Raw genomic sequence first — 22,565 nt, 5'->3', positions numbered from 1 at the left:
CCCGCGAGGGGCCCATCAGCCGAGCGCGAGCATCACCGGGCCGAACAGGCGACTGCGGTCAGTCGGGAGCGGCGCGCCGTACTCCATGATCGTGGTGGAGAAGGTGCAGGACAGGCCGTGCTCCTTCGCCCAGGCGATGAGCTCGGGCTGGATCGTGTCGATGTCGACCCGTACCGGGCCCTCGGCCTCGCGGGCCAGGTCGGCGAGCAGGCCACGCGCGGTGGCCGCGTCCTGGGCGACCACCGGGCCGAGCACCGTCTCGCCCAGGTTGCGCCAGGCGCCGGCGAACCCGGCGAGGCCGCCGTCCGGCCCGTCCACCACGCGGAATCGCTCGGAGAACGTCTGCAGCCGGGTCAGCAGGGCGTCGCGGGGCGCGCCGAAGACCTCGGCGTCCAAGGCGAGGATCGCGGGCAGGTCCGTCGGCTCGGCCGGGCGCGACATACCGCGGGAGCGGCCGGTCGATTCGGCCGGCCGGGACGCGTCCTGGGCAAGGCTGGTCGGCTCAGCCGGCCGTGACCCGTCCCGGGAGAGGCCGGTGGGCTCGGCCGGCCGTGACCCGTCCCGCGAGAGGCCGGTCGGCTCGCCCACATATGTCGCGCACTCACCGATCGCGCGGAAGCCCAGCCGCTCGTACATGGGCCGCCCGTACGCGGTCGCGGTCAGCCAGGCGCTCGCCGTCCCCGATCGGTCCAGCGCGTGCCTGAGGAGAGCGCTGCCGAGGCCGCGCCGCTCGCACCGCTTGGCGACGAGCATCATGCCGATCGCGGTGATCTCCTGGCCGAACCTGGTGGCCACCACCGTGGCGGCCAGCCCGCCCTCGGGATCGTCCAGGCCGTAGACGTCTCCGACCTCGAACAGCAGCCGCCACTTGTGCTCCTCGGGAGACCATTCGCGGTCCTGGGCCAGGGCCAGGCAGGCGGGGAGATCGTCGATAGCGAGGAGGCGGACGGGAAAGCCGGAGATCAGTTGGTCGGTCACATGGCTCCTTCGCATCAGGGTGGTCGGTTCGACGACGGTAACTCGGCGCACGGCGACGCTCGACGCGGAGCCGGCTCAGCAGGGGCCAGAGCGCCTGAATCATGCCCCCTGGCTCACGAGGGATTCAATCGGAATTCGATCCTGCTGGCCCGTCATGAGCATTGCATCCGGTTCACGGCGATGGCGTGCATCGTGTCGTCCTCGTCCGAACGCCTCCCGTCCTTGTCCGAACGCCTCTTTCAGGGCACCGGCCCACACCTGCCCCTCCCGTAGCCGGACGCAATGCGCGAAGTGGCGTGCCCGCTGCGCCCCCTGTCCGTGACGAGGACCCCCACGAGCAGCGACAGAAGTTTTAGATGGTTCGTCCTGTAAGTCGGGTTTCCCGTCAACAGTCAGCGGTAGGGCCGATGGGGACAGCGAAGGACGGAGGAGAAGATGATCACCCAGGAGCAGATCCCGCGGGTGCTGGACATCCCGGTCCAGGGCACCGGCGGGCAGCGACTCGGCGAGGTCAAACACGTCTTCCTCGACGACGACACCGGGCAGCCGGAATGGCTCTGCGTGAAGACCGGGCTGTTCGGCACGCACGAGACGTTCGTCCCGATCCGTAACGCCGACCTGGTCGAAGACCATGTGGAGGTCCCGTACGACAAGGAGCGCGTCAAGGGCGCGCCTCACGTCGACGTGGACGCCGGCGGCCACCTGTCCGTGGAGCAGGAGCGCGAGCTTTACCGCTACTACGACATGAGCTGGGAGCAGGCCAACGAGCCCGGCCGTGGCTGGGCCCACACCGCGGGCGAGCAGGAGCGGGAGCGCCTGGCCGGTGGCCTCGGAGGTGAAACGGCCACCCGTCCCGAAGGGACCATACGCCCCGGAGAGACGGCGGGCGGGCCGGTGACAGGTCCCCGAGAGACCGGTCGGGTGGGAGAGCCGATCCAGCCCGAGCAGAGGACGCGGGAACCGCTGCGCGCACGCCTGCGCCGGTACCTGAGGCCCGGGGAGTCACGCGGGGAGCGTCCCGGCGGCAAGCGGGACGACTTCGGCGACACAGGACCCTTCTGACGGGTGACGGGCCGATCAGGCCCACGGAGTCACGTGGCACAGGCTCGGAGGTCCGCCCCTCCGGGCCTGTGTCGTACCACCTGGGCCGGGCCGGAACGGGCGTCATCCCTCTTTCTTCATCTTCCGAGTGCCCCGGGGATCGACGTACGGAGTCTCGTCGGCGGCGTGGCCGGCCTTGATGAAGCGTTCACGCGCCAGTTCGGCGTCGAGCTCCACGCCGAGCAGGACGGCGATATTGGTGATCCACAACCAGATCAGGAAGATGACCACCCCGGCCAGCGTGGCGTACGTCTTGTTGTAGGAGCCGAACTTCGCCACGTACAGGGCGAAGAGAAGCGATGCGACGATCCACAGGATCACCGCCAGCAGGCTGCCCGGGGTGAGCCAGCGGAAGCGCGGCTGCCGCACGTTGGGAGCCATCCAGTACAGCAGGGCGAGCACCAGCGCGACGAGGATCACCAGGACGGGCCACTTGCCGATGTTCCAGATCGCGACCCCCGTCTCGCCGATTCCCAGCGCCTGACCGGCCTTGTCCGCCAGTCCGCCGGTGAAGACCACGGCGAACGTTCCGATCACGACCAGCACGATCAGCATCGCGGTGATGCCGACGCGCAGCGGCAACGTGACCCACAGGGGGCGTCCTTCAGGTATGTCGTACAGCGCGTTGGTCGCGCGTATGAAAGCCGCGACGTAGCCCGAAGCGGACCACAGGGCCACGACGATGCCGATGCCGGTGGCCACCCCGGCCGCCTGGTGGTTGCTCTGCAGCGCCTGCAGTACGGGCCCGAGGGTCTGCTTGGCCGGACCGGGGGCCAGGGCGGTGAGGTCGGCCGTCGCGGACCGCGTCGCGGAGGCGCCGAACAGGCCCAGCAACGACACGATGGCCAGCAGCGCCGGAAAGAGGGAGAGCACCGCGTAATAGGTCAGCGCGGCGGCCCAGTCGGTGACCTTGTCCCGCTGGAACTCCTTGGCGGTGCGCTTCAGCACGGCGAGCCACGACCTCTTGGGCAGTTGCGTGGGACTCTCCGGCACCCCGTGTGAATCCGGCCGAGGATCTTCTCGCGTCATGGCCCATTCCCCTCGCCGTGCCCGTTCGTCAGGTGAGGCGGCTACCCATGCGACCAGGCCGTATTCGCCCGGCTGTACGTTGATCGGCGCACCCGTGCCCGGAATCACGCAGCCGACCGGCCGGATCCCGCTCACGGCTGGGCGGGATCCCGTCCCCGCTCTCGAACGAATTCGCCGCTTCCGCACATCCTTGTTTCCCGATGCCCTGCCGGTTTTAGCGGAATTCCACCCCCAATACGCGTGGAGCGTGCCATCATCGCGAGCGGATCGGGGAGTCCCACAGTGACGTGAGGAGAGTCCACCGTGAGCGATCTCGACCCCGTGGAAACCACCCTCATCGGGACGATCCTGCTGGTCATCGTCACATTGACGGTCGCCCTGGTCGTCCTCACCATCAGGGTCGCGATTTGGGGCAGACGGGAAAGGTGACCCCGCAATACGATCGCGTGCGAGCCGGCTGAGAGAAACGGGTTTCACAGCGGAAATGAGGCCGGAGGAATAGCCGTCGCCCTTCGACGCTCCCGCGAATAGAGGCGTCCGCACCACGCGTACCCGGCCAGGCCCCGCCGCATAGGGACGGTCGGACGAGCCGCATAGGGACGGTCGGACGAGCCGCACCGACCGGCGGACGTTGATCGCGTAGCCGGTTTCGGGACCCCGATCACCCGCGGATAGTCTCTCCGCTGATCGGGGAGGTCACCATGAGTCTTGGCGAGTTTCGCATGCCCACAGGGGCGGAGCAGTTCATCGGTTCGGAGGAGCTCTTCTTCTCCACCACGGACCGGCGCGGTCTGATCCGCAGCGGCAACTCTGTCTTCGTGCGGACCTCCCGGTTCTCCCTCGACGAGCTGACCGGCGCCCCGCACAACATCGTGCGCCACCCCGACATGCCGGCCGGGGTCTTCCGGCTGATGTGGGACCGCCTGCTCTCCGGCCGCCCGGCCGGCGCGTACGTGCAGAACCTGGCCAAGGACGGCAGCAACTACTGGGTCTTCGCCACGATGACGCCCTCGGCGGAGGGCTTCCTCTCGGTCCGGATGGCCCCCAGGTCCGAGCTGTTCGACGAGGTCAAGCGGATCTACAAGTACGTCGCCGACGTCGAGGCCGAAGCGGCCGAACGCCACGGGATGAACCGGCGTGAGGTCGCGGTGGTCGGCATCAGGCAGCTCGAGCAGCACCTGGGCGAGCTCGGGTTCCGCTCGCACGACGACTTCCTCACCGAGGCGCTGGCCGGCGAGATCGCGGCACGCGGGCGGCTCGCCTCGTCGGCGTACGCCCGCCCCGAGGCGCGCGGGCCGATCGCGGAGGTGCTCGCCGGGGCCGGCGCGCTCGATGCGATGCTCACCGACCTGGTGGAGCGACTGGAGAGCTACCGCCTGCTCAGCGATCGCCTCCTGCGGTCGTCCACCCAGGTGCTCGACATGTCCCGCAGGCTCGACCACACCGTCGCCGCCGCGCAGACCGCGTCCGAGCGGGTCGCCGACACCGCCCCCGTCCTGCACAACGTCGCCCGGGTGATGGCCACGCCGACAAGCACCGCCGTGGACACGCTCGAGCGGCTGGTGCCCCGGCTCACCGCGCTGCGCTCGTACATCGCGGACCTGCGGTTCCGGATCGCGCTGGCCAGCGTGCACAGCGACATGGTCGCCGCGTTCGCGGCCGAGGTCGTGGACGGCCTCGCGCCGTCGACCTCGCTCAGCGAGGTGCCCCTGCTCTGCGACGCCGTACACGAGAGCGTCCTGGAGATGTCGGCGCGGGCGCAGCAGGTGAACCAGGAGCTGCACGCGATCGTTTCCGAGGTCGCCGTCGCGGGCGAGCGGTTGGCGGACTTCCGCCGCTTCCTCGGGCAGTGGCGGATCCTCGTGATGCGCAACCGTGCCGAGAACGCGCTCGCCGACCTGATGCAGCCGATCGACGACGAGTTCGCCGCGAGCTGGGACGGCATGGACATGCTGCACGCGCTGGGCAAGGAGTTCGAGTCGGCGGCCGTGCCGTTCGACGTGGACGCCCTCGCGACGCAGGTGGCGCGCATCCGCGCCGGAGCCGTCGGCTCCCGCGAGGCGGCCTGACCTTCCGCTCCTGACGCGCTCCCGTACGATCTGACGGTGAAGATCGAATTAGTCGCGATCATCGTCGACGACTACGGCGAAGCCATCGAGTTCTTCGTCGGCGTCCTCGGCTTCGACCTGGTGGAGGACTCGCCCTCCTTGACGAACGACGGCCGTCCGAAACGGTGGGTCGTCGTCCGCCCGCCGGGCGCGGAGACCGGCATCCTGCTCGCCCGCGCCGACGGAGAGCGGCAAGCCAAGGCCGTCGGGAACCAGGTGGCCGGCAGGGTGGGGTTCTTCCTCCGCGTGGACGACTTCGACGCCGCCTACCGGCGGATGGTCGCCGCGGGCGTCGAGTTCGTGACCTCGCCGCGCAGCGAGCCGTACGGACAGGTCGCCGTGTTCCTGGACATCGCCGGAAACCGCTGGGACCTGCTCGGCCCGGCCTGAGCAGGAGAATCCCCGCGGTGAGGCATTGTCGGTGGCGGCTGGCACACTGCACGCCATGGGTGATCGCGATGTCCTGGCGGGGCTGGATGAGATCGACTGGGCGGCGCTGAGTCACGCCTACGGCCCCGCGGACGACGTCCCGGGACTGCTGAGGGCGCTGCGCTCCGAGTCTCACGACGAGCGCGAACGCGCCGTGTCCGAGCTGTACGGCAACATCTTCCACCAGGGCAGCCGATACCAGGCGACCGCGTATGCGGTGCCGTTCCTGGCCCGGCTCGCCGTGGATCCGGCGACACCCGATCGGCAGGAGATCGTGCATCTGCTCGCCTCGGTCGCGATCGGATACGACGAGGCGCACCTGCCACGCGGCGTCGACATCGCGGGCTGGCGGGCCGAGGTCGAGCGGATGAGCGCCGCCGACCCGGCAGAGGAGCTACGCAAGATCGTCGAGTGGGTCGCGGCGGCCCGGGACGAGGGCGAGCGGCGGGCCCGGAGCGTGCGGCGGGACTGGTACGACCACGCCGCAGAGCTCCAATACGCGCAGGACGAGCTGGGCGTCTACGACGCGGTCCGAGCCGAGGTACCCGGGCTTCGCCGGCTGCTGGGTGACGACGATCCGGAGATCCGGTCCGCCACCGCGTACCTGCTGGGCTGGTTCCCGGAGGAAGCAGCCGATTCCATCCACGCGCTCCGGCCCCTGCTCGGATCCGAGACCGTCACCGGCGTCGTCGCCAACGCGATCATCTCCGCCGGGCTGCTGTCGGACGTTGAGCTGATTCCGCGGCTGCGCGAGCACCTCAGCGGACCCGAGCCGCTGCTGCGCTGGGCCGCCGCAGTGGCCCTCGCCCGGCTCGACGTCCTCGACCCTGACGTCATCGGCGCGCTGGCGTCGGCCAGCATCGACCCGCCGGAAGCGGACGTGGTGCCCGGGGTGCATTTCATGGAGGGCGATGGGCGCGCCTACGCGTCGCAGACGCTGGCCGCGCTGGACGTCCGCTTGCCGGCAGAGTCTGTCGACGCCGTCCTGGAGGGCCTGTCGCGTAGCTCGGAGATCGCGGTCTTTTCGATGGCCACGGCGGCGCTACGGCTCACGTTCGAGGAAGCCGCGCCTCGTCCGCTGCCGCCGTTCGAGGAGCTGACCGAGCCGCGGCAGCGGGTCGTACGCGTCCTGGCCGAGCTGGGTCCCGAGACGTGGCGCTGGGGCGATTTCATCGAGATCCTGCGGGCCTGGAATCTGCCGAGCACACACGCGGAGTGCCGCGCCTACGCGGGCCTCGACGCGCTGAAATGACGCGGCGTTCGTGCTGCACGTGGCTCGCCTTGCCTGACCGCCCCAGGTGCCGGCTCTATCGGCTGAGCGAAGGCGCGGCGGTCACCGTCGAACTGAACGACGGGTCAACACGCGGGTGATGCTGCCGTCGTCCTCGACGATGTCCCGGACGTGCTCGAAACCGATCCGCTCCAGCAGGGCCAGCGAGGCCGTGTTCTCCGCGGCCACAGTGGCATGCACCTCTGCCAGCCCCAGAACGTCGAAGCCGTAGGCGACGATCGCCTCCGCCAGCTCTGTGCCCAGGCCGGATCCCCATGCCGTGGGCGTCAGCGCATAGACGATCTCGTGGCCCTGGACCTGATCGGTCGGCTTGATCTCGGCATGTCCGATCAACAGTCCGTCCCGGCGCACGGCCCATACGTCGAACAGGTCCTGGGCGTACACCTTCGTGAAGATCCGCCCGAACAGGGCCCGGTCCTCTGCCTCGGAAGCGGGGCCGTCGCCTATCCATCGGGTCACCCGCGTGTCCTGGAAGAGGGCGACGAAACCCTCCTCGTCCTCGGGTGTGTAGGGGTCCAGGACAAGGCGCTCGGTGCGAAGGGTCGGAGTCACGAACGGCCACGCTATCCACGCGACATCAAGCACCGCAAAGGAGTTTCACAGGCGTCAGGTAGGGCCAGAGCGCCAAGGAGGCGGGCGTCGACCGCGACGTGGTCAATCGGGCCAGCAAGGTTCGAGAAGTACAGACGCCACGCGGGCACGGTCGCCATACCGCGTAGGGTCTTCAGCCGCATGGTCGTGAAGATGGCGCCGGTCAGCTTGTACGCCTCAGCCGTCCGGATAAGTGTGCCGACCGGGCCAGATCCACTCCTCGGGCCAAGGGAAAGGGGTTGATGCCGTTCATGTCCCGGCTTCTGATCGGTGACAAGAGAGGCCCGGGAACGACCCGATCTCGGTGAGGATGCGTTCCGCCTCGGCCTGGTAGGAGGCGGAACGACAAGAATCGGCCCGGCCCCGGCGGGCGGCGTCGGCCAGCAGCAGCAGAGCCTGTCCCTGGCCGAGGCTGTGGCCGGTCTCGCGGTGCAGAGCGAGCGCCGATGCGGCGCGTTCCGCGGCTCGTTCGACCCTTCCGAGAATGAGGTCGGCCTCGGCGAGGACGAGCAGCGCCCGGCCTTCCCACAGGCGATATCCCGCGTCCTTCGCCAGGGCCAAAGCATGCTCCGCATCGGCCGTGGCCGCGGCGACGTCGCCTGCCGCGAGGCGGGTCGCGGCGAGCTCGATCCGGATCCACGTGCCCAGCAACCGGTCAGCGACGACCTCTGCCGCAGCCTGAGCTTGTTGGAGATACCGGAGCGCGGACGGCAGGCGCCCGAAGTGCCGGTGCACCGAGCCGAGATCGCCCAGGACGCCGGCCTGAATCCGTTCCCCGGCGCCGCACGCGGCGTGGACGGCCGACTCGGCCTGCCGCAGAGCTTGCTCCCGGCGTCCGGCGTCACGGTGCACGGTGGCGCAGGCGGCCAGCACGAGAGGCTGGTCAACGGAGTTCCCCATCTTTCGGTAGATCTCCAGAGCATGCTCGAAATGGCCGAGTGCCTCCTCGGACCTGCCAAGGAGATGGCAGGCGTGACCGAGGGTGTTGAGGACGGCGGGGTGCCCACCCGAACCGGCCATGTCGTATCGCGTCAGCACGTGTTCGCAGTACGCCACGGCCTGCTCCAGGTTCCCCGCATGCAGGGCCACGACTGCGAGGTTGGCCAGGTTCACTGCCTGTAGCGCCACGTTTCCGCGGTCCAGGTTCAGTCTCAGGGCTTGGCGGTAGCAGCCGGCCGAACGCTCAAGCCGGCCCCGCTCAAGGTGCAGGTTGCCGAGCGCACTGAGCGCGGACGCCCGGCACTCTGGCCAGTCGAGCCGGTCCGTCAGTTCGATGACCTGACCAAGCTGGCCGAACGCCTCCTCGACCCGTCCGAGCCGGGTGAGGGTCTGGCCGAGGGTGAGCCGGGCCCCGGCCTCACCCCGCGGGTCCTGGACCGCCCGCGCGGCGGCGACACCCGCGTCCGCCGTGGTCATGGCCGCGTCCGCGTCGCCGGACAGCCAGAAGTAGCCGCGCAGCGCCATGGCCAGATGCCATGCCTCGCGCGGTGCGCCGCCTTCGGCCGCCTCAACTGTCGCGACCACCAGGTTGACCGACTCGGCGTCCAGCCATCTGCGGGCGTCGTGGGCCGCCTCGAACTGTACGGAGGGCGCGGGAAGGGGAGGCATGCGCAGCAGATGCGAGTAGAGCAGGTCGGCCGCGCCGTCCGCGGCCGACAGGTACCACCGGTAGACCCGCCGGACGGCTACCACCCGCTCCTCGGCGCTGTCCTCCGCGTTCGCCTGGGCCTGTGCGTACAGCCGGACGAGGTCGTGGAAGGCGAAGCGGCCCGCCACTCGCTCCTCGAGGAGATGCGCGGCCGAGAGTCGATCGAGCAGCCGCACCGTCTGGTCCAGGCTCCGGTCCGAAGCGGCGGCGGCCGCCTCCACGGTGAAGTCCATGCCAGGCGCGATGCCGAGGAGTCGGAACATTCGTCGCTCCTCCGACGACAGCGTCTCGTACGACCCGTCCAGGGCAGCGCGTACAGCTGTGCCGCTGTCTCCGGCGATCTGCAGCGCGGCAAGCGGGTTGCCCTCGGCGAGTTCCGCGGCGTAGTCCGCGATCCCCTGCAGTGGGCGATCGGCAAGGCGGGCGGCCGCGATCCGCAACGCCAACGGCAGCCACCCGCACCGTTCGGCGATTTCCGCCACGGCCTCCGGCTCCGACGCGATCCGCTGCCCGCCGAGGAACGAGACGAGCAGTTCCCGGGCCTCCGCCGGCGTGAGGACGTCGAGCGTGATCCGCCGCGCTCCTTCCCGAGCGATCAGCCCGCTGAGGCGGTCGCGGCTGGTGACGACCACGAAGCAACCGAGGGCGCCCGGCAGCAGGGGCCGGACCTGTTCGGCGGACGCCGCGTTGTCCAGCAACACGAGCATCCGCCGACCCGCCATGAGCGAACGGTAGCGCGCCGCGGCCTGTGCCGTGTCGGACGGCATCCGCTGTGGGGGCGTGCCCAGCGCGCGCAACAGCACCGTGAGCGCCTCCAGCGGACGCAACGGCGGCTCCGCGGAATACCCGCGCAGGTTCAGGTAGAGCTGCCCGTCTGGAAACAGATGCGTGATCCGCTGCGCCCAGTGCACCCCGAGGGCGGTCTTGCCGACGCCGGCGGGCCCGGCGATGACCGCGAGGGCGACCGGCGCGCCCGTTCCCCCACGATCACCCGCCAGCATCTCGTCGAGCGCCTCGATCGCAGCCACCCGGCCGGTGAATCCGTACACGTCGACGGGGAGTTCCCGGGGAACGAGCGGCGACGACGGATGCGGCGGTGACAAGAGGTCCTCGTCGCCACGCAGCATCGCCTCGTGCAGCAACCGCAGCTCGGGGCCCGGTTCGATGCCCAGCTCCTCGATGAGCAGGGAGCGGGTCCGGCGGAAGACGTCCAGCGCCTCGCTCTGCCGGCCGGACCGATAGAGCGCGAGCATCAGGTGGCGGCGCAGGACCTCCCGATACGGATGCTCCTCCACCAGCAGGGTCAGTTCCGGCACCACTTCGGCGTGCCGGCCGAGCGCGAGGTCGACGTCGGCCCGCTCTTCGACGGCGCGCAGGCGCTCCTCCTCCAGGCGGGCCGCGGTCTCGCGGATCAGAGGGGTCTGGGCGATGTCGTCGTACGCCTTCCCCCGCCACAGCCCCAGCGCCTCCGTCAGCAGCTCGCCCGCGCGGTTCAGGTCACCGCCCTCCCGGGCCCGGCCCGCGTCGGCGGCGAGCTCGCCGAACCGGTCCGCGTCCAGCTCGCCGGGATGAACGGTCAGCAGGTAGCCGGAGCCGTGGCTGGTGATGCGCTGTGGCGCTCGGAGTACGCGGCGCAGCCGGTGTACATAGAGGCGCAGGTTCTCCACGGCGGACGCCGGCGGCTCCTCCCACAGCGCCTCCATGAGGCGCGCCCGAGAGACCGGGGTGTTGGCGTGGCAGAGCAACGCCGCGAGCAGGGTCTGCTGCTTGCCGGAGGTCAGGGGCATCGCCTCGCCGTCGCTTCGCACGGTGAGCGGCCCGAGAACTCCGAACTCCACGGCGGACTCCCTGCGCTTCGGAGGCGTCGCTGCAGAACGTATACGGCAGGGGTGGGATTCACAAGATCGATATACATCGCGTATACCGCGTTGTCTGATCCTGTGACCTGAAGCGAACGAGATCGCGAAGGAGTGATGGGTCATGCGCAAGGACGTCATCTGGAACGCCCCCGACATCATCTGGAACGCCCCGGACATCGTGTGGCAGGCCCCGGACGACATCTGAATGTAGCGGCGCCGGATACACGGCGCTCCCTATCCGAACGGGCGTGACGAGTCGCTCGGTTCCCGAGTTGTCGGCGCAACCGTGAACCTTCATAAAAGGTGATCGCTCCAAGACGGCGCTGGAACCGACGATCCCGTGTCCCGGCCGGGTGGCGCACCGCACCGCGCCACCCGGCCTTCAGGAAAGGACAGGCGAATGGCCGCGACAGGGGAGCGCTCCGCGACGTTCCGCGACGTGCTCGCCGTGCCGGAGTACCGGAGTCTGTGGCTCTCCGGCCTGATCTCCCGGGCGGGAGACCAACTCGCCCGGGTGGCGCTCGCCGTGCACGCCTACGGTCTGACCGGGTCCGCGACGGTGACCACCCTCACCTACGCGCTGACGTTCGTCCCCTCGCTGATCGGCGGGCCACTCCTCGGGGGCCTCGCCGATCGGTTCCCGCGCCGGCGGCTGATGATCGCCTGTGATGTGGCCAGGGCGCTGTTGGTGGGGATCATGGCCGTTCCGCAGGTCCCCTTCCCGGTCCTGTGCGTGCTCCTCTTCACCGTCCAGCTGATCGACGCGCCGGAGAAGACCGCGCGGATCGCCACCACGCCCGACGTGCTCGACGCCCGGCTCTACGTCACAGGGGTCACGCTCGCTCAGATGACCTCGCAGCTCACCATGCTGGTCGGGTTCGGGGTGGGCGGTCTGATCGTCACCGCCATCGGCCCACACGCGGCGCTGGGCCTCAACGCTCTCTCCTTCGCCCTGGCCGCGCTGGTGGTGGCGACAGGCGTCAAGGAACGGCCGGCCTCACGCACCGGCCGGGTCGTCTCACTGGGCGAGATGGCGACCGGCGTCGGTCTGATCGTCAGGGACCGGAGGCTGCGCGGTCTGCTCGCGTTCGCGCTCCTCGCCACCTTCTCCATCGCTCCCGAGGGACTGGCCGTACCGTATGCGGGCGCCCTGGGCGGCGGGACCGTCGAGGCGGGCATCCTGCTGTGTGCCATCCCCGCCGGCAGCGTGGTGGGGATGTATCTGGTCAACCGGCTGTCGGCCGGGTTGCCCGCGCTGGCACCGCTGGCGGTGGTCTCCTGCCTGCCGCTCGTGGTCAGCGCGTACGGACCGGGCACGGCGGTCTCCGCCGCCGCGTGGTTCCTGACCGGCGTCCTGTCGGCTTACCAGGTGATCGCCAATGCGGAGTTCGTCCGTGCCGCCCCGCCGGAACGGCGCGGCCAGACGGTCGGCGTGGCCGCCTCGGCGCTCACCGCCGCGCAGGGCGTCGGCGTGCTGCTCAGCGGCCCGCTGGCCGACCTCACCGGCCCGCCGGCCGCGATCGCGACGTACGGCCTGGCCGGCACGATCGTCGCCCTCCCCCTCGCGGTGACGTGGCGCCGCCGCACCACCGTGCCCCAACCCCAGAGCCGCTAGCCTGTGCGGTTCTCGTGTGTGCTGTTCGATGACGTCCATTTAGTTGGTCGTTGCGGATGAACGATGAATCCCCGGCACGTCGAGCAGTCGCTCCGATCCCGCACTACTGCAGAAAATTCAGCAGTTGGCGTGTGGTCTTCTCGGGTGCTTCTTCTGGAATGAAGTGACCGACTGGTACCGGGAGGCCGCGAACGTCATCGGCCCACTCCTGCCATATCGCGAGCGGATCACCGTGAAGTTTCGCGACCGAACCGCGCCGGCTTCATAGCAAAAGCACGCGGCAGGAGACCTTCCGGTTCCCGCGATCCGCCTCGTCTTGCTGGTAGTCCAAAGTTGTACGGGCCGAACTCCGCCGATGGAGACATGTGTCCTCGCGGACGACCGGTCACGTGTTCAGCTTGTCCCGTTCGGCCCTGGGTAGCCGGGCCACGACCAGCTCGTACGAATGATCGATCAGGTCGAGAAGTTCGTCGTCGGGCACGGAGCCGTCCAGCGTGACGGTGTTCCAGTGCCGCTTGTTGAGGTGGTAGCCCGCAGTGATCGCGGCATACTGCCGGCGCAGGTCGATCGCGAGATCCGGGTCACACTTGAGGCTGACGCTGCCCGGGGACGGCCCCAGCGGCACCAGCGCGAACATCTTGCCGGCGACCTTGAACACCGCCACACCGTCGCCGAACGGGTAGTCCTCCACCGATCCCGGCTTGGCACCGCACTCCGCGATCACCCGATCCCGCCGCGAGCTGTGCACCATCACATGCTCACCTGCCCTTCCGCCGGCTGCCAGGTCTGCACCGGGCTGATATTAGGGCGCTCACACCGGAACAGGCCGTGTCCCCACTGGCGGCCCCGCCATACGATCTCCGGCACGCTGCCGTTGCGCTCTGGCTCAACGCCGGGGTAGCCGCTCCAGAGGTGGCCGAACGCGCCGGGCACGGCGTGGACGCGTTGCTCAGGGTCTATGCGAAGTGCATCGACGGTGGCGCAGAGATCGCCAACCGGCGGATAGACGACGCCTTGGAGACATGACGGCGCAAGCTAGCGTCAGAGGGTCCCGGTCATCCCGGGGCCTCTTCGTTTCGCCTAGCCCAGGCGCAGGATGCTTTCCTCGATTTCAGCGTTTCGCGCGGGCGCGTACGAGGTCTCGGTGCCGATGATCGTGAAACCGGCCTTCTGCAGGACCCTGAGCGAACCGAGGTTGTCACTGGCGGCACGGGCATACAGCGGGCGGACGGGGACGAGCTCAAGGAACTGAGCGAGAGCGTGGCTGGCGACTCCCTGCCCCCAGGCCGCGCGGTCGATCCAGTAGGTGACCTCGGTGTCCCCGTCGATGACGAAGCTGCCGATGCTGCCGACCAGGTGACCATCCCGGGTCACCGCACGCAGGATGACATCCGGGGACGTCCTCAGCTTCGACATATGCGCATCGAACGCTTGGCGATCGTCGGGGTCCTTGGAAGTGAAGGCAGCCATCTGAACCGACTGGGGATCGCGCATCTGGTGGAACAGCGCATCCAGGTCGCCGTCCTCAACACCCCGCAACGCCACACCTGACATCGACGCTCTCCCCATCACCTGGCCGTTTCAACTCGTGCAGCAACCTAACAGCGGCTTCCGACAGTCCTGCCCGAAGGAGTCGCACGAAACAGGAGAGCATCGCGAACGGTGCCTGACCGGAAACCCGAGCTGACCGCACAGCACCGTCGAACCTGGCCGGTAGCTCCCAACCCTCCCAACTCGGTCTTCCCGCGCATGGCCGCTCCGCATCAACAGGCCCATGCACCTCCGCTGTTCGGCCGAATCCAGGGCGAAACTCCCGCTAATTTGTTTGCCGCCGACCAGCCTGGCCGGATAGGAAGCTTGGGTGCTAAAAGGCAGCAAAGTCGGGCTCAGGGCCCGGCATGAGGACGACATCCCGATCCTGCGGACCGAGCTCTACGACGACGTGGTCAACGGCTCGCGGGCTGAAAGCCGGCCGTGGCGGCCGATCACGCCCGGCTCGAAGGACTCGCGGCTCGTGGTGGACGACAAGGAGCAAGGGCACGTCCCGTTCTCCGTGGTGGAGCTGGACGGCGGCACGCTGATCGGCACCGCGACGCTGTGGGGCATCGACACCCACCACCGGTCCGCGCACATCGGGCTGGGGCTGCTGCCGTCGGCCCGCGGCAAGGGCTACGGCACCGACGTGGTCGCGGTGCTGTGCCACTACGGTTTCGTCGTGCGCGGCCTGCATCGACTGCAGATCGAGACGCTGTCGGACAACGCTGCGATGTTGCGCTCCGCCGAGCGCAACGGCTTCGTCCGCGAGGGCGTGCTGCGCTCCTCGGCCTGGGTGATGGGCGAGTTCCTGGACCAGGTGCTGCTCGGGCTCCTCGCCCAGGAGTGGAAGCCGGCCTCGAAGGGCTAGCCGACCTGCGGAAACACGCCATGATCCATCCCGGATATATCCCGGGAACAGCGGCCGAGGGCTGCTCAGGGTGGCGTACGGCTGCACATGAGTGGAAACGATCAACAGCGTCCGACCGTAGCGAAACCGCTGGTCAGACGCCGTTGTCGTCCGATGGCCCGCCCTCGCAATCCGGTGCCAAGTGGACTGGACCGCAGGGCCGCCAGGCCCGTGGACGCAACCTAACTCAATCGCCTGAGACCGGCGCGGCGGGACAGCGAGGAAACCCACCTTCCGATTGAGACTGTCTGAGCCCTTCCGCATGACAGCTGTCATGTCCGTCCGAGGCGTCCCCGGCATGGCCGCGGTAGCGCCAGGTCTACCACCCGCACTCCACCGAGGGCCCGTTCGCTGGGAGCCTGCCGCTCGTAGGGTGGTCCGGATGACGCACAGCGGTTCGGTATGGCGGGCGGTGGCCGGCAACCCGTTCAGGTTCCTGCTGTCCCGGTGGCCGTGGCGATGTCTGGCCTATCTGCTCAGTACGGTCGTACTCGCCTCGGCGGCCTGGCCGGCGATGCTGGCGCTGCTGCTGTTCCCGCCGGTGCTCGTTCTCGCGGGGGTGCCGATCGGGGTGTTGGAGCGGCGCCGCCTCGGCCTGCTCGAACGGGTTCCGGTGCGAAGCCCGCACGCCGCCTCCCCCGGCGGCGTGGGCACCTGGTTGCGTCGACGGCTGATGGAGAGCGCGACGTGGCGGGAGCTGGGCTACACGGTCTGCCTGCTGTCCGTCCTGTTCGCCATCGACCTCGTCGGGCTCTTCGTCCTGTTCGTCTGCGTCACCCTGCTGGCACTTCCGCTGTGCGTCGCGGCCGGGATCACGAGCCGGGTGAACATCCGGCTGGGCGGATCGGTCGTCGACACGATGGGCGAGGCATGGCTCGCCTCCGCGATCGCCCTGCCCGTCACGATCGTCACCGTCTACGCGCTGTGCCTCCTCGCCGCGGGCCAGGCGGCGTTCGCCCGCTGGCTGCTCAGCCCGACACAGGCCGAGTTGAACCTGCGGGTCGAGGAACTCTCGACGTCGCGGATGCGGCTGGTCGACGCGTTCGAGGCCGAGCGTCGCCGCATCGAGCGGGACCTGCACGACGGCGCTCAGCAGCACCTGGTGCTGCTGAACATGAATCTCGGCCTGATGGAAGCCGAGCTCGGCGGGCAGGAGCAGCGGATGGCCGAGCTCGTCCGCGACGCCCGCCGGCAGGCCCGGCAGGCGTTGACGGCGATCCGCGAGCTGATCCGCGGCATCCATCCCCAGATCCTGACCGACCTTGGGCTGGCGGCGGCCGTCGGAGAGCTCGCCGAACGCTGCCCGGTCCCGGTCGAGCTGGATCTCGCCCTGGACCGGCGCCTGCCCGCCGCCGTCGAGTCCACCGCGTACTTCGTCGTCTCCGAGGCGATGACCAACACGGTCAGGCACGCCGGGGCCGGCCGGATCACGGTCAGCGGCGGGTTCGTGTCCGGACGCCTGCGTGTGGCGATCGGGGACGACGGCCAGGGCGGCGCCGACCCGGCCCGGGGCAGCGGCCTGCGCGGCCTGGCCGACCGGGTCGCCGTACTGGATGGCACCCTGGTGATCGACAGCCCGGAAGGGGGACCCACTACCGTGCGGATCGAACTGCCGTGTCATTGCGAATAGTGCTCGCCGAAGACGCCACGCTGATGCGCGCCGGCCTGGCCGGGCTGCTGGAGCGGTTCGGCCACACCGTCGTTGCGGCCGTCGGCGACGCCGACGCCCTGATGGCCGCCGTCCGTACGCACCGTCCGGACCTCGTCATCACCGATGTGCGGATGCCGCCCGGCTACACCAATGAGGGTCTGCACGCGGCGGTAGAGCTGCGGACCGCCGATCCGGGTACGGCGGTGCTGGTGCTCTCGCAGTACGCCGCGACCGCGTACGCCGCGGAGCTCCTCGTGCCCACCTGCCGGGCCGGCGTCGGATATCTGCTCAAGGACCGGGTCGGGGAGATCTCCGACTTCGCCGACGCGGTGACCCGGGTCGCGGCCGGTGAGACCGTCATCGACCCCGACGTGGTCCGGCAGCTGCTGGCGCGGCAGCGGGTCACCGATCCACTCGACCGGCTCACTCCACGGGAGCGGGAGGTGCTCGGGCAGATGGCCGAGGGCCGCTCCAACCCGTCGATCGCCCGCGTCCTCGGCATCAGCGACGCCGCGGTCGCCAAGCACATCGGCAACATCTTCATGAAGCTGGACCTGCCGGCCGAGGACGGCCACCGCCGGGTGCTGGCCGTCCTCACCTACCTGCGGCGCTGAGCCGCCGTCCCGGTCGCCCGGGGCAGCGGCGCTGAGCCGTCACTCGCCGGTGTCGCCGGAGGTGTCGCAGACGATGTCGGTGCCGGGCAGGGTGCCGTCGACCAGGTAGCGGTCGACGGCGGCGTTGACGCAGGCGTTGCCGGCCGCGAGGTAGGCGCCATGGCGGAAGGCGCCGGTGAGCGTGATCATGCGCGAGCCGGCCAGCGCGCGGTGCATGGCCCGCTGGCCCGGATAGGGAGTCACGGGGTCGCCGTCGGCGCCGACGATCAGCGCCGGGACGTGGTTGCGGATCTCGGTGGCCGGTTCCGCCGGCGTGGTCGGCCAGAACGCGCACGGGGTGATGTTGCGGGTCATCGGCCCGAACAGCGGTTCGCTGGCCCGGTGCGCCTGGATGTCGCGGAAGTAGGTCGCCGGGTCGCGGGAGGCGGCGCGGTCGGCGCAGACGATCGGGGTTCCCGCCCGGTCCTCGGCCTCGCCCGCGCCGGTGAACAGGCCGGTGAGGAGCTTCTCCAGCGACGGCGGAGGAACGACCGAGGCGCCGCGGGCGGCGTCGGCCAGCGCCCGCGTCTCCGCCGCGAGGCCGGCGTACGCCGCCGCGCTGTCGTCGTAGAGGCGGACGAACAGCAGGTACGGGACGAGGTGGGCGTCGACCCGGTACGCGCCGACCCGCAGGGGACGCCGGGCGGCGGCCCGGTCGATCCGCTCCACGGTGGACAGGACCGCGGCCGTCGTGTCGCCCAGGCCGTACTTGCTGTCGTGACCGGCGGCCCAGCCGGCCCAGTGCTTCAGCGCGGCGGCGAGGGCCGGGGCGTTCCGCGAGATCAGGTTGGGGCCGTAGACGTCGGGGTCGGCCGCGCTGTCCAGCACGACCCGGTCCGCCCGCGCCCCGAACATCTGCAGGTAGACGGCGCCGAGGTAGGTGCCGTACGAGTACCCGAGGTAGGACAGCCTCGGCTCGCCGAGGGCCGCACGGATCACGTCCATGTCGCGGGCGGTGTTGCGGGTGGAGGCGTGCGGCAGCAGGTCGCGATCGCCTTGGGCGCATCCGGCCGCCAGCGTCTTCATGAGGGCCGCGCTCTCATCGAAGGTACGCCGGTTCGGACCTGCCGACCGCGTGAAGCTGTCGGTCGTCCACTGGCAACGGATCGGCGTGCTGCGGCCCACGAAGCGCGGATCCATCCCGATCAGGTCGTAGCGCTCCGCGACGGCCGGCATCATCCCCTTGAGAAGCACCTGGTCCAGTCCGACGGCGCCGGGACCGCCGGGATTGATGAGCAGGGCGCCGCGGCGGCGGCCGGGATCGGTGGCCTTGATCCGCGATATCGCCACGGTGATGGTCCGCCCGTCCGGCCGGCCGTAGTCCAGCGGGACGGTGACCGTGGCACACCGCGTGCCGGCCGCGTCCAGCGCCCCGCCGGTTTCGTCGTCCGGCCCCAACCGGCAGCCGTGCCAGCTGATCGGTTGCCGGTAGAACCGGGCGGTCCCGTCGGTCCCATCGGTCCCGGCCCGGCTGGCGACGCCCGCCGACGCCGGGCCGGTGGCCGATATCCCGACCGTCAGAGCCGTCCCCACGGCGACGGCCACGGCGATCGTTCGTTCACGCACAGAAGTTGTCCTCTCCGGATGATGTCGCTGCCGGGCCGCGGTCCCGGCGGTTGATCCGGATCAACCGTATGGACGTCCCCTCGTCGTCGCGATGGCGTAGCCTGCCGCACGCTCGGTGGTGTTCCCGGGTGTCCCTAGGTAGACACAGCACTACTACGCCCCCGCCGATCACCAGCGGCTCCGTACGCGAGGTCAGGTCAGGGCAGGCAGGGGTGTGGGGGCGTTCTCGTCAGCGCAGACGAGGAGCAGGACGGAGGACCGCGTCTCGCTCAGCGATCGCACCTTGTGCGGTGTCGTGGCCTTGAAGTAGACGGAGTCGCCGGGCGCGAGTGCGACGGCGTAGGACGGGAAGAGGAGTTCGGCCCGCCCCTCGTGGACGAAGAGGAACTCCTCGCCGTGGTGATCGCGGAAGGGCATGCGGTCGGCGTCGTGCGGCGGGTGGAGCATGAACTGGAGAGAAAGGCACTCGCTGACCGGGAGCCTCCCCAGCCGTCCACGAAGATCAGCTCGGTATAGTGGCGGCTCTGGCCGCATGAAACCGGGTGTCCACGCCCCGGGCGGAAGAGCGTTTGCGGCCCTGGACCTTCTTGCCGGCGTCGTATCCGCGGCTGGCGGCGCCCATGGTCTCAGCCGCGCGCAGCGACTGGGAGTCGACGATCCCGGCGCTGGGCTCGGCTTCGCGTCCTTCGGCCTGGCGGAATGTGTTCGCGCAGGTCATTGTGCACGGCGAGCAGGTCTCCGTCCTGCCAGCAGCGGGTGAAGATCGCATGGACGGTGCGCCACGGTAGGAAATCGGCGGGCAGATTGCGCCACTTACAGCCGCTATCGACCACGTAGCGGATGGCGTCCACATCAGGCGACGGCCGTACTCCTCCGGGCGTCCGCCGTTGCCGGTCAGCCAGGCTGACCAGGGCATCAACGGCTTGATGGCCTGCCACTCGGCGTCGGTCATGTCGGTGTGTAGCCCTCTTCGTTTTGCCTGCCCGACCTGCGGAAACGCGCCGTGATCCATCCCGGATATATCCCGGGAACAGCGGGCGAGGGCTGCTCTCAGTGGCGTATGGCTGCACATGCCAGAAACGATCAACGGCGCCTGGCCAGGGCGGAACACCTGGTCAGACGCCGTTTTCGGAGGTGGGAGCGGAGAGCGTGGGATTCGAACCCACGAGGAGCGTCAAGCCCCTAGCGGTTTTCAAGACCGCCGCCATCGTCCACTAGGCGAGCTCTCCTGGCCGGTGCCAGACGCGCGGACGCGCAAAGGCATCGGAACATCACCATAGTCTCTCACCACGCGCTGCGTGCCCGCGACAAAAGACGATCTCTGAGCATAACGTCAGATCTGATCGGGGATCTCCGAGAACCTGCGCTCTGCCATGGCCTGCGGGCCGGCGAAGCCGTCGCCCACCGCGGCCGCGAGCCGCAGGTACGCCTCGCGGGTCGGCTCCAGCAGCCGGTCCAGGTCGATCTCCGCGCCCTCCTCCAGGTGCGGGTCGTACGGCACGCGGATGACGGAGCGGCAGCGGGCGGCGAAGTGCGATTCCAGCCGGTCGAGGTCCACGGCGGACTTCGACCGCGGCCGTACGCTGCACAGCACCACGGTGGCGGCCCGGACGAGCTCCTCGTGGTCGTGCGCCTCCAGCCAGTCGAGCGTGGCCGAGGCGGCCCTGGCGCCGTCCACGGAGGGGGAGCTGACCAGCACGAGCTGGTCGGCCAGGCCGAGGACGCCCGACATCGCCGAGTGGAGCAGGCCGGTCCCGCAGTCGGTGATGCAGATCGAGTAGAAGTTCTCCAGCACCTGCGCCACCGCCTGATAGTCGCTCGCGCTGAACGCCTCGGACACGGAGGGGTCCCGGTCGGAGGCCAGGATCTCCAGCCTGGACGGTCCCTGGGACGTGAACGCCCGGATGTCGACGTACCGCTTGATCTGCGCCCGCTCGTTGAGGAGGTCGCGTACGGTCGCGGAGGTCTCCAGCTCGACCTTGTCCGAAAGCGTCCCGCGGTCGGGGTTGGCGTCCACGGCGATCACCCGGTCGCCGCGGATCTGGGCGAGCGTCGCTCCGAGGCCGACCGTCGTGGTGGTCTTGCCGACGCCTCCCTTCAGGCTGAGCACGGCCACGCGGTGATGGCCGGTGGCGACGGGAGTGCGGGCACGCGCCGCCAGCTCGCGCCGCCGCCGCTCGTCGGGGGCCTCGCCGGGCCTGATCCAGCCGCCGGACGCCTTGTAGACGAACCTGCGCCATCCCCGGGTGGGAGCGGTCCTGCGTCCCTTGAGCAGGGTGCCGGGGTCCAGGCTGTCCGCGCTCGGCCTGCCCGCCGCCCGCGTCCCGCTCGTACGCCCCGAAGGGCCGAACGTGGTGACCTGCGGCGCCTGCCTGCGCCGGGCCTTGTACGGCTCCTCCGGCGCCTGGCTCTCGGGGGAGGTGTCCGCCTGGCGGGGTTCCTCCCGTGGCGGAGCGGCGTCCGCCGAAACGCTCCCCAAGGACGAGACGGCACCCGAAGACGAGACGACGCCCGAAGACGGCGCCGTACCCACGGACGGGGCGGCGTCCTCGTACGACGAGTTGCCGGGGGCCAGATCCTCGCGCAAGGAGCCCCCGAACGGTGTGTCCCCGGCCGGTACGCCCCCGAACGGCTGGGGAGCGGGCCGTTCCTCCCGCGTGAAGGCGTCGAACGACTGGGCGGAGGCGAGGTCCTCGCGCAGCGAGCCGCCGAACGGCTGGTCCGGCTGCTCCTTGGCCGGAGCCTCCTCGGGGACAGGACCGGCGAAACGCTCGGTCACCGCGCCGACGAGGTCGCCGGAGAAGGGCGGCCTGCCCTCGTCTCCGGACGGCGCGGGAGCGGAGAACGTGGGCCCCGGGAAGCCCGAGCTGGGAAATCCCGACGAGTCGGCGGACGAGGAGCCTCCGGCCGTCTGAGTCCCCAAGGTCCCCGAGGATCCGTCGGTCTCGACCGGCACCGCCGGCTCCAGCCACCCGCGAACAGGCTCTTCCGCCGACGTCTGAGTCGGGCCGCCGAGGTCGCGCTCCTCGGCCCGGAGGTCGTCCAGCCGGTGCTCTCCCGTCGGGAGCCGGACCGGCTGCGTGTGGTGCTCCTTGTACGAGGTTCCGAAGGAGCCGACGTTGAAGGAGTCGGTGTCGACGGGGGAGTCCGGGAACAGCGGCCCGCGCCCCAGCTCGGCCGGCGGCGTACCGGGGAAGCTCGGCGAGAGCGGCGGCGTGGCCGGCTCGGCCTCCGTCTCCGCCGGCCCGTCCGAGGTGACGGCCACCGGGGCGCCGTACGCGTGGTCGGGAGTGGTGCGGAGCAGCCCCTGCGGAGCGGGCTCGGACGGCACCGAGCGCCACGGGTCCTGAGGGTACGGTGACGGCACCTCCGGCTCGCCGGTCGGCCCCGTGAAGGAGCCCGCAGGAGGGCCGGCGGGGGTCGCGGGCGCGGAGGCCAGGGACGCCGAGGTCACCGCGCTGACCGCGATGTCCACTTCGTCGGGCATCTCCTTGATCGCGTCGAGCCAGGCGAGCTGATCTTCGAGAGAGTGGGGATCCTCACGATCGTGTCTTGCCACCGTGTTCCCCCTCGGGATGGGCTAAAGGGGCAGCAAACACATTG

General features: G+C 70.1%; 19 protein-coding genes, 1 tRNA gene and 1 pseudogene. 10 read left to right on the top strand and 11 right to left on the bottom strand.

Annotated elements, in window-relative coordinates; all coding sequences use genetic code 11:
* Positions 1-15 precede the first annotated feature (15 nt).
* Positions 16-978, bottom strand: a complete 963-nt coding sequence (locus AWQ68_RS05255; RefSeq protein WP_218006767.1) for a GNAT family N-acetyltransferase — start codon at positions 976-978, stop codon at positions 16-18.
* 435 nt (positions 979-1,413) lie between these two features.
* On the opposite strand from AWQ68_RS05255, the gene AWQ68_RS05250 reads away from it, so the two are divergent.
* Positions 1,414-2,040 carry a PRC-barrel domain-containing protein gene (locus AWQ68_RS05250; protein ID WP_066935375.1) on the top strand — a complete coding sequence of 209 codons (627 nt, stop codon included), beginning with the start codon at positions 1,414-1,416 and terminating at the stop codon, positions 2,038-2,040.
* Positions 2,041-2,142: 102 nt separating this feature from the next.
* Here AWQ68_RS05250 and AWQ68_RS05245 read toward each other — a convergent pair whose 3' ends face one another.
* The gene (locus AWQ68_RS05245; protein ID WP_245655747.1) at positions 2,143-3,072 is read right to left on the bottom strand and encodes a YihY/virulence factor BrkB family protein; all 930 of its coding nucleotides are present in this window, start codon (positions 3,070-3,072) and stop codon (positions 2,143-2,145) included.
* Between the two features lie 339 nt (positions 3,073-3,411).
* On the opposite strand from AWQ68_RS05245, the gene AWQ68_RS45615 reads away from it, so the two are divergent.
* The 4 genes from AWQ68_RS45615 (at position 3,412) to AWQ68_RS05230 (ending at position 6,897) form a co-directional block, all read left to right on the top strand.
* Positions 3,412-3,537, top strand: coding sequence for a hypothetical protein (locus AWQ68_RS45615; RefSeq protein WP_281217592.1), 126 nt, complete (start codon positions 3,412-3,414; stop codon positions 3,535-3,537).
* A 272-nt stretch (positions 3,538-3,809) separates the two neighbouring features.
* Positions 3,810-5,177, top strand: coding sequence for a PAS domain-containing protein (locus tag AWQ68_RS05240; RefSeq protein ID WP_066935369.1), 1,368 nt, complete (start codon positions 3,810-3,812; stop codon positions 5,175-5,177).
* A gap of 36 nt (positions 5,178-5,213) precedes the next feature.
* On the top strand, positions 5,214-5,606 hold the full coding sequence (locus AWQ68_RS05235) for a VOC family protein (protein ID WP_066935366.1): 393 nt from the start codon (positions 5,214-5,216) through the stop codon (positions 5,604-5,606).
* 55 nt (positions 5,607-5,661) lie between these two features.
* Entirely contained in the window at positions 5,662-6,897 is a 1,236-nt protein-coding gene (locus AWQ68_RS05230) for a HEAT repeat domain-containing protein (RefSeq protein WP_066935363.1), read from the top strand.
* Between the two features lie 81 nt (positions 6,898-6,978).
* Here the strand turns inward: AWQ68_RS05230 and AWQ68_RS05225 are convergent, their stop codons facing one another.
* Positions 6,979-7,488, bottom strand: a complete 510-nt coding sequence (locus AWQ68_RS05225) for a GNAT family N-acetyltransferase (protein WP_066935360.1) — start codon at positions 7,486-7,488, stop codon at positions 6,979-6,981.
* Between the two features lie 288 nt (positions 7,489-7,776).
* Entirely contained in the window at positions 7,777-11,013 is a 3,237-nt protein-coding gene (locus AWQ68_RS05220) for an AfsR/SARP family transcriptional regulator (RefSeq protein WP_066935357.1), read from the bottom strand.
* Between the two features lie 421 nt (positions 11,014-11,434).
* Between AWQ68_RS05220 and AWQ68_RS05215 the strand changes: the two genes are divergently transcribed.
* Positions 11,435-12,649 (top strand): MFS transporter, encoded by a 1,215-nt coding sequence (locus tag AWQ68_RS05215; RefSeq protein WP_066935354.1) that lies wholly within the window; start codon positions 11,435-11,437, stop codon positions 12,647-12,649.
* Positions 12,650-13,034: 385 nt separating this feature from the next.
* Here the strand turns inward: AWQ68_RS05215 and AWQ68_RS05210 are convergent, their stop codons facing one another.
* Positions 13,035-13,400 carry an MmcQ/YjbR family DNA-binding protein gene (locus tag AWQ68_RS05210; RefSeq protein WP_066935351.1) on the bottom strand — a complete coding sequence of 122 codons (366 nt, stop codon included), beginning with the start codon at positions 13,398-13,400 and terminating at the stop codon, positions 13,035-13,037.
* Positions 13,401-13,456: 56 nt separating this feature from the next.
* Between AWQ68_RS05210 and AWQ68_RS44630 the strand changes: the two are divergent.
* A pseudogene (locus AWQ68_RS44630) lies at positions 13,457-13,675 on the top strand (tyrosine-type recombinase/integrase); the annotation flags it as partial.
* A 54-nt stretch (positions 13,676-13,729) separates the two neighbouring features.
* Here AWQ68_RS44630 and AWQ68_RS05200 read toward each other — a convergent pair.
* A complete protein-coding gene (locus tag AWQ68_RS05200; RefSeq protein WP_066935680.1) occupies positions 13,730-14,203 on the bottom strand; it encodes a GNAT family N-acetyltransferase in 474 nt (157 codons plus the stop codon).
* Between the two features lie 307 nt (positions 14,204-14,510).
* Here AWQ68_RS05200 and AWQ68_RS05195 point away from each other — a divergent pair, with 307 nt between their 5' ends.
* The 3 genes from AWQ68_RS05195 to AWQ68_RS05185 all read left to right on the top strand — a co-directional run bounded on the left by AWQ68_RS05195 (position 14,511) and on the right by AWQ68_RS05185 (position 17,357).
* A complete protein-coding gene (locus AWQ68_RS05195; RefSeq protein ID WP_066935346.1) occupies positions 14,511-15,053 on the top strand; it encodes a GNAT family N-acetyltransferase in 543 nt (180 codons plus the stop codon).
* A gap of 421 nt (positions 15,054-15,474) precedes the next feature.
* Complete coding sequence (locus AWQ68_RS05190; protein ID WP_066935673.1) at positions 15,475-16,722, top strand: sensor histidine kinase; 1,248 nt, start codon at positions 15,475-15,477, stop codon at positions 16,720-16,722.
* Positions 16,723-16,745: 23 nt separating this feature from the next.
* Complete coding sequence (locus AWQ68_RS05185) at positions 16,746-17,357, top strand: LuxR C-terminal-related transcriptional regulator (RefSeq protein ID WP_066935676.1); 612 nt, start codon at positions 16,746-16,748, stop codon at positions 17,355-17,357.
* A 39-nt stretch (positions 17,358-17,396) separates the two neighbouring features.
* Here the strand turns inward: AWQ68_RS05185 and AWQ68_RS05180 are convergent, their stop codons facing one another.
* The 5 genes from AWQ68_RS05180 to AWQ68_RS45610 form a co-directional block, all read right to left on the bottom strand.
* Positions 17,397-18,962, bottom strand: coding sequence for an alpha/beta hydrolase (locus tag AWQ68_RS05180; RefSeq protein ID WP_084463655.1), 1,566 nt, complete (start codon positions 18,960-18,962; stop codon positions 17,397-17,399).
* A gap of 192 nt (positions 18,963-19,154) precedes the next feature.
* Complete coding sequence (locus AWQ68_RS05175) at positions 19,155-19,409, bottom strand: cupin domain-containing protein (protein WP_066935341.1); 255 nt, start codon at positions 19,407-19,409, stop codon at positions 19,155-19,157.
* 179 nt (positions 19,410-19,588) lie between these two features.
* Positions 19,589-19,795 carry a transposase gene (locus AWQ68_RS46080; protein WP_373281498.1) on the bottom strand — a complete coding sequence of 69 codons (207 nt, stop codon included), beginning with the start codon at positions 19,793-19,795 and terminating at the stop codon, positions 19,589-19,591.
* A gap of 308 nt (positions 19,796-20,103) precedes the next feature.
* Positions 20,104-20,191 (bottom strand) — tRNA-Ser (locus AWQ68_RS05165).
* Positions 20,192-20,295: 104 nt separating this feature from the next.
* Positions 20,296-22,521, bottom strand: a complete 2,226-nt coding sequence (locus AWQ68_RS45610) for a MinD/ParA family ATP-binding protein (protein ID WP_281217591.1) — start codon at positions 22,519-22,521, stop codon at positions 20,296-20,298.
* Between the last annotated feature and the right edge of the window lie 44 nt (positions 22,522-22,565).

The sequence above is a fragment of the Microtetraspora fusca genome (assembly GCF_001570365.1).
GTDB lineage: Bacteria > Actinomycetota > Actinomycetes > Streptosporangiales > Streptosporangiaceae > Microtetraspora > Microtetraspora fusca.
This window is presented reverse-complemented; position numbering and strand designations above follow the sequence as displayed.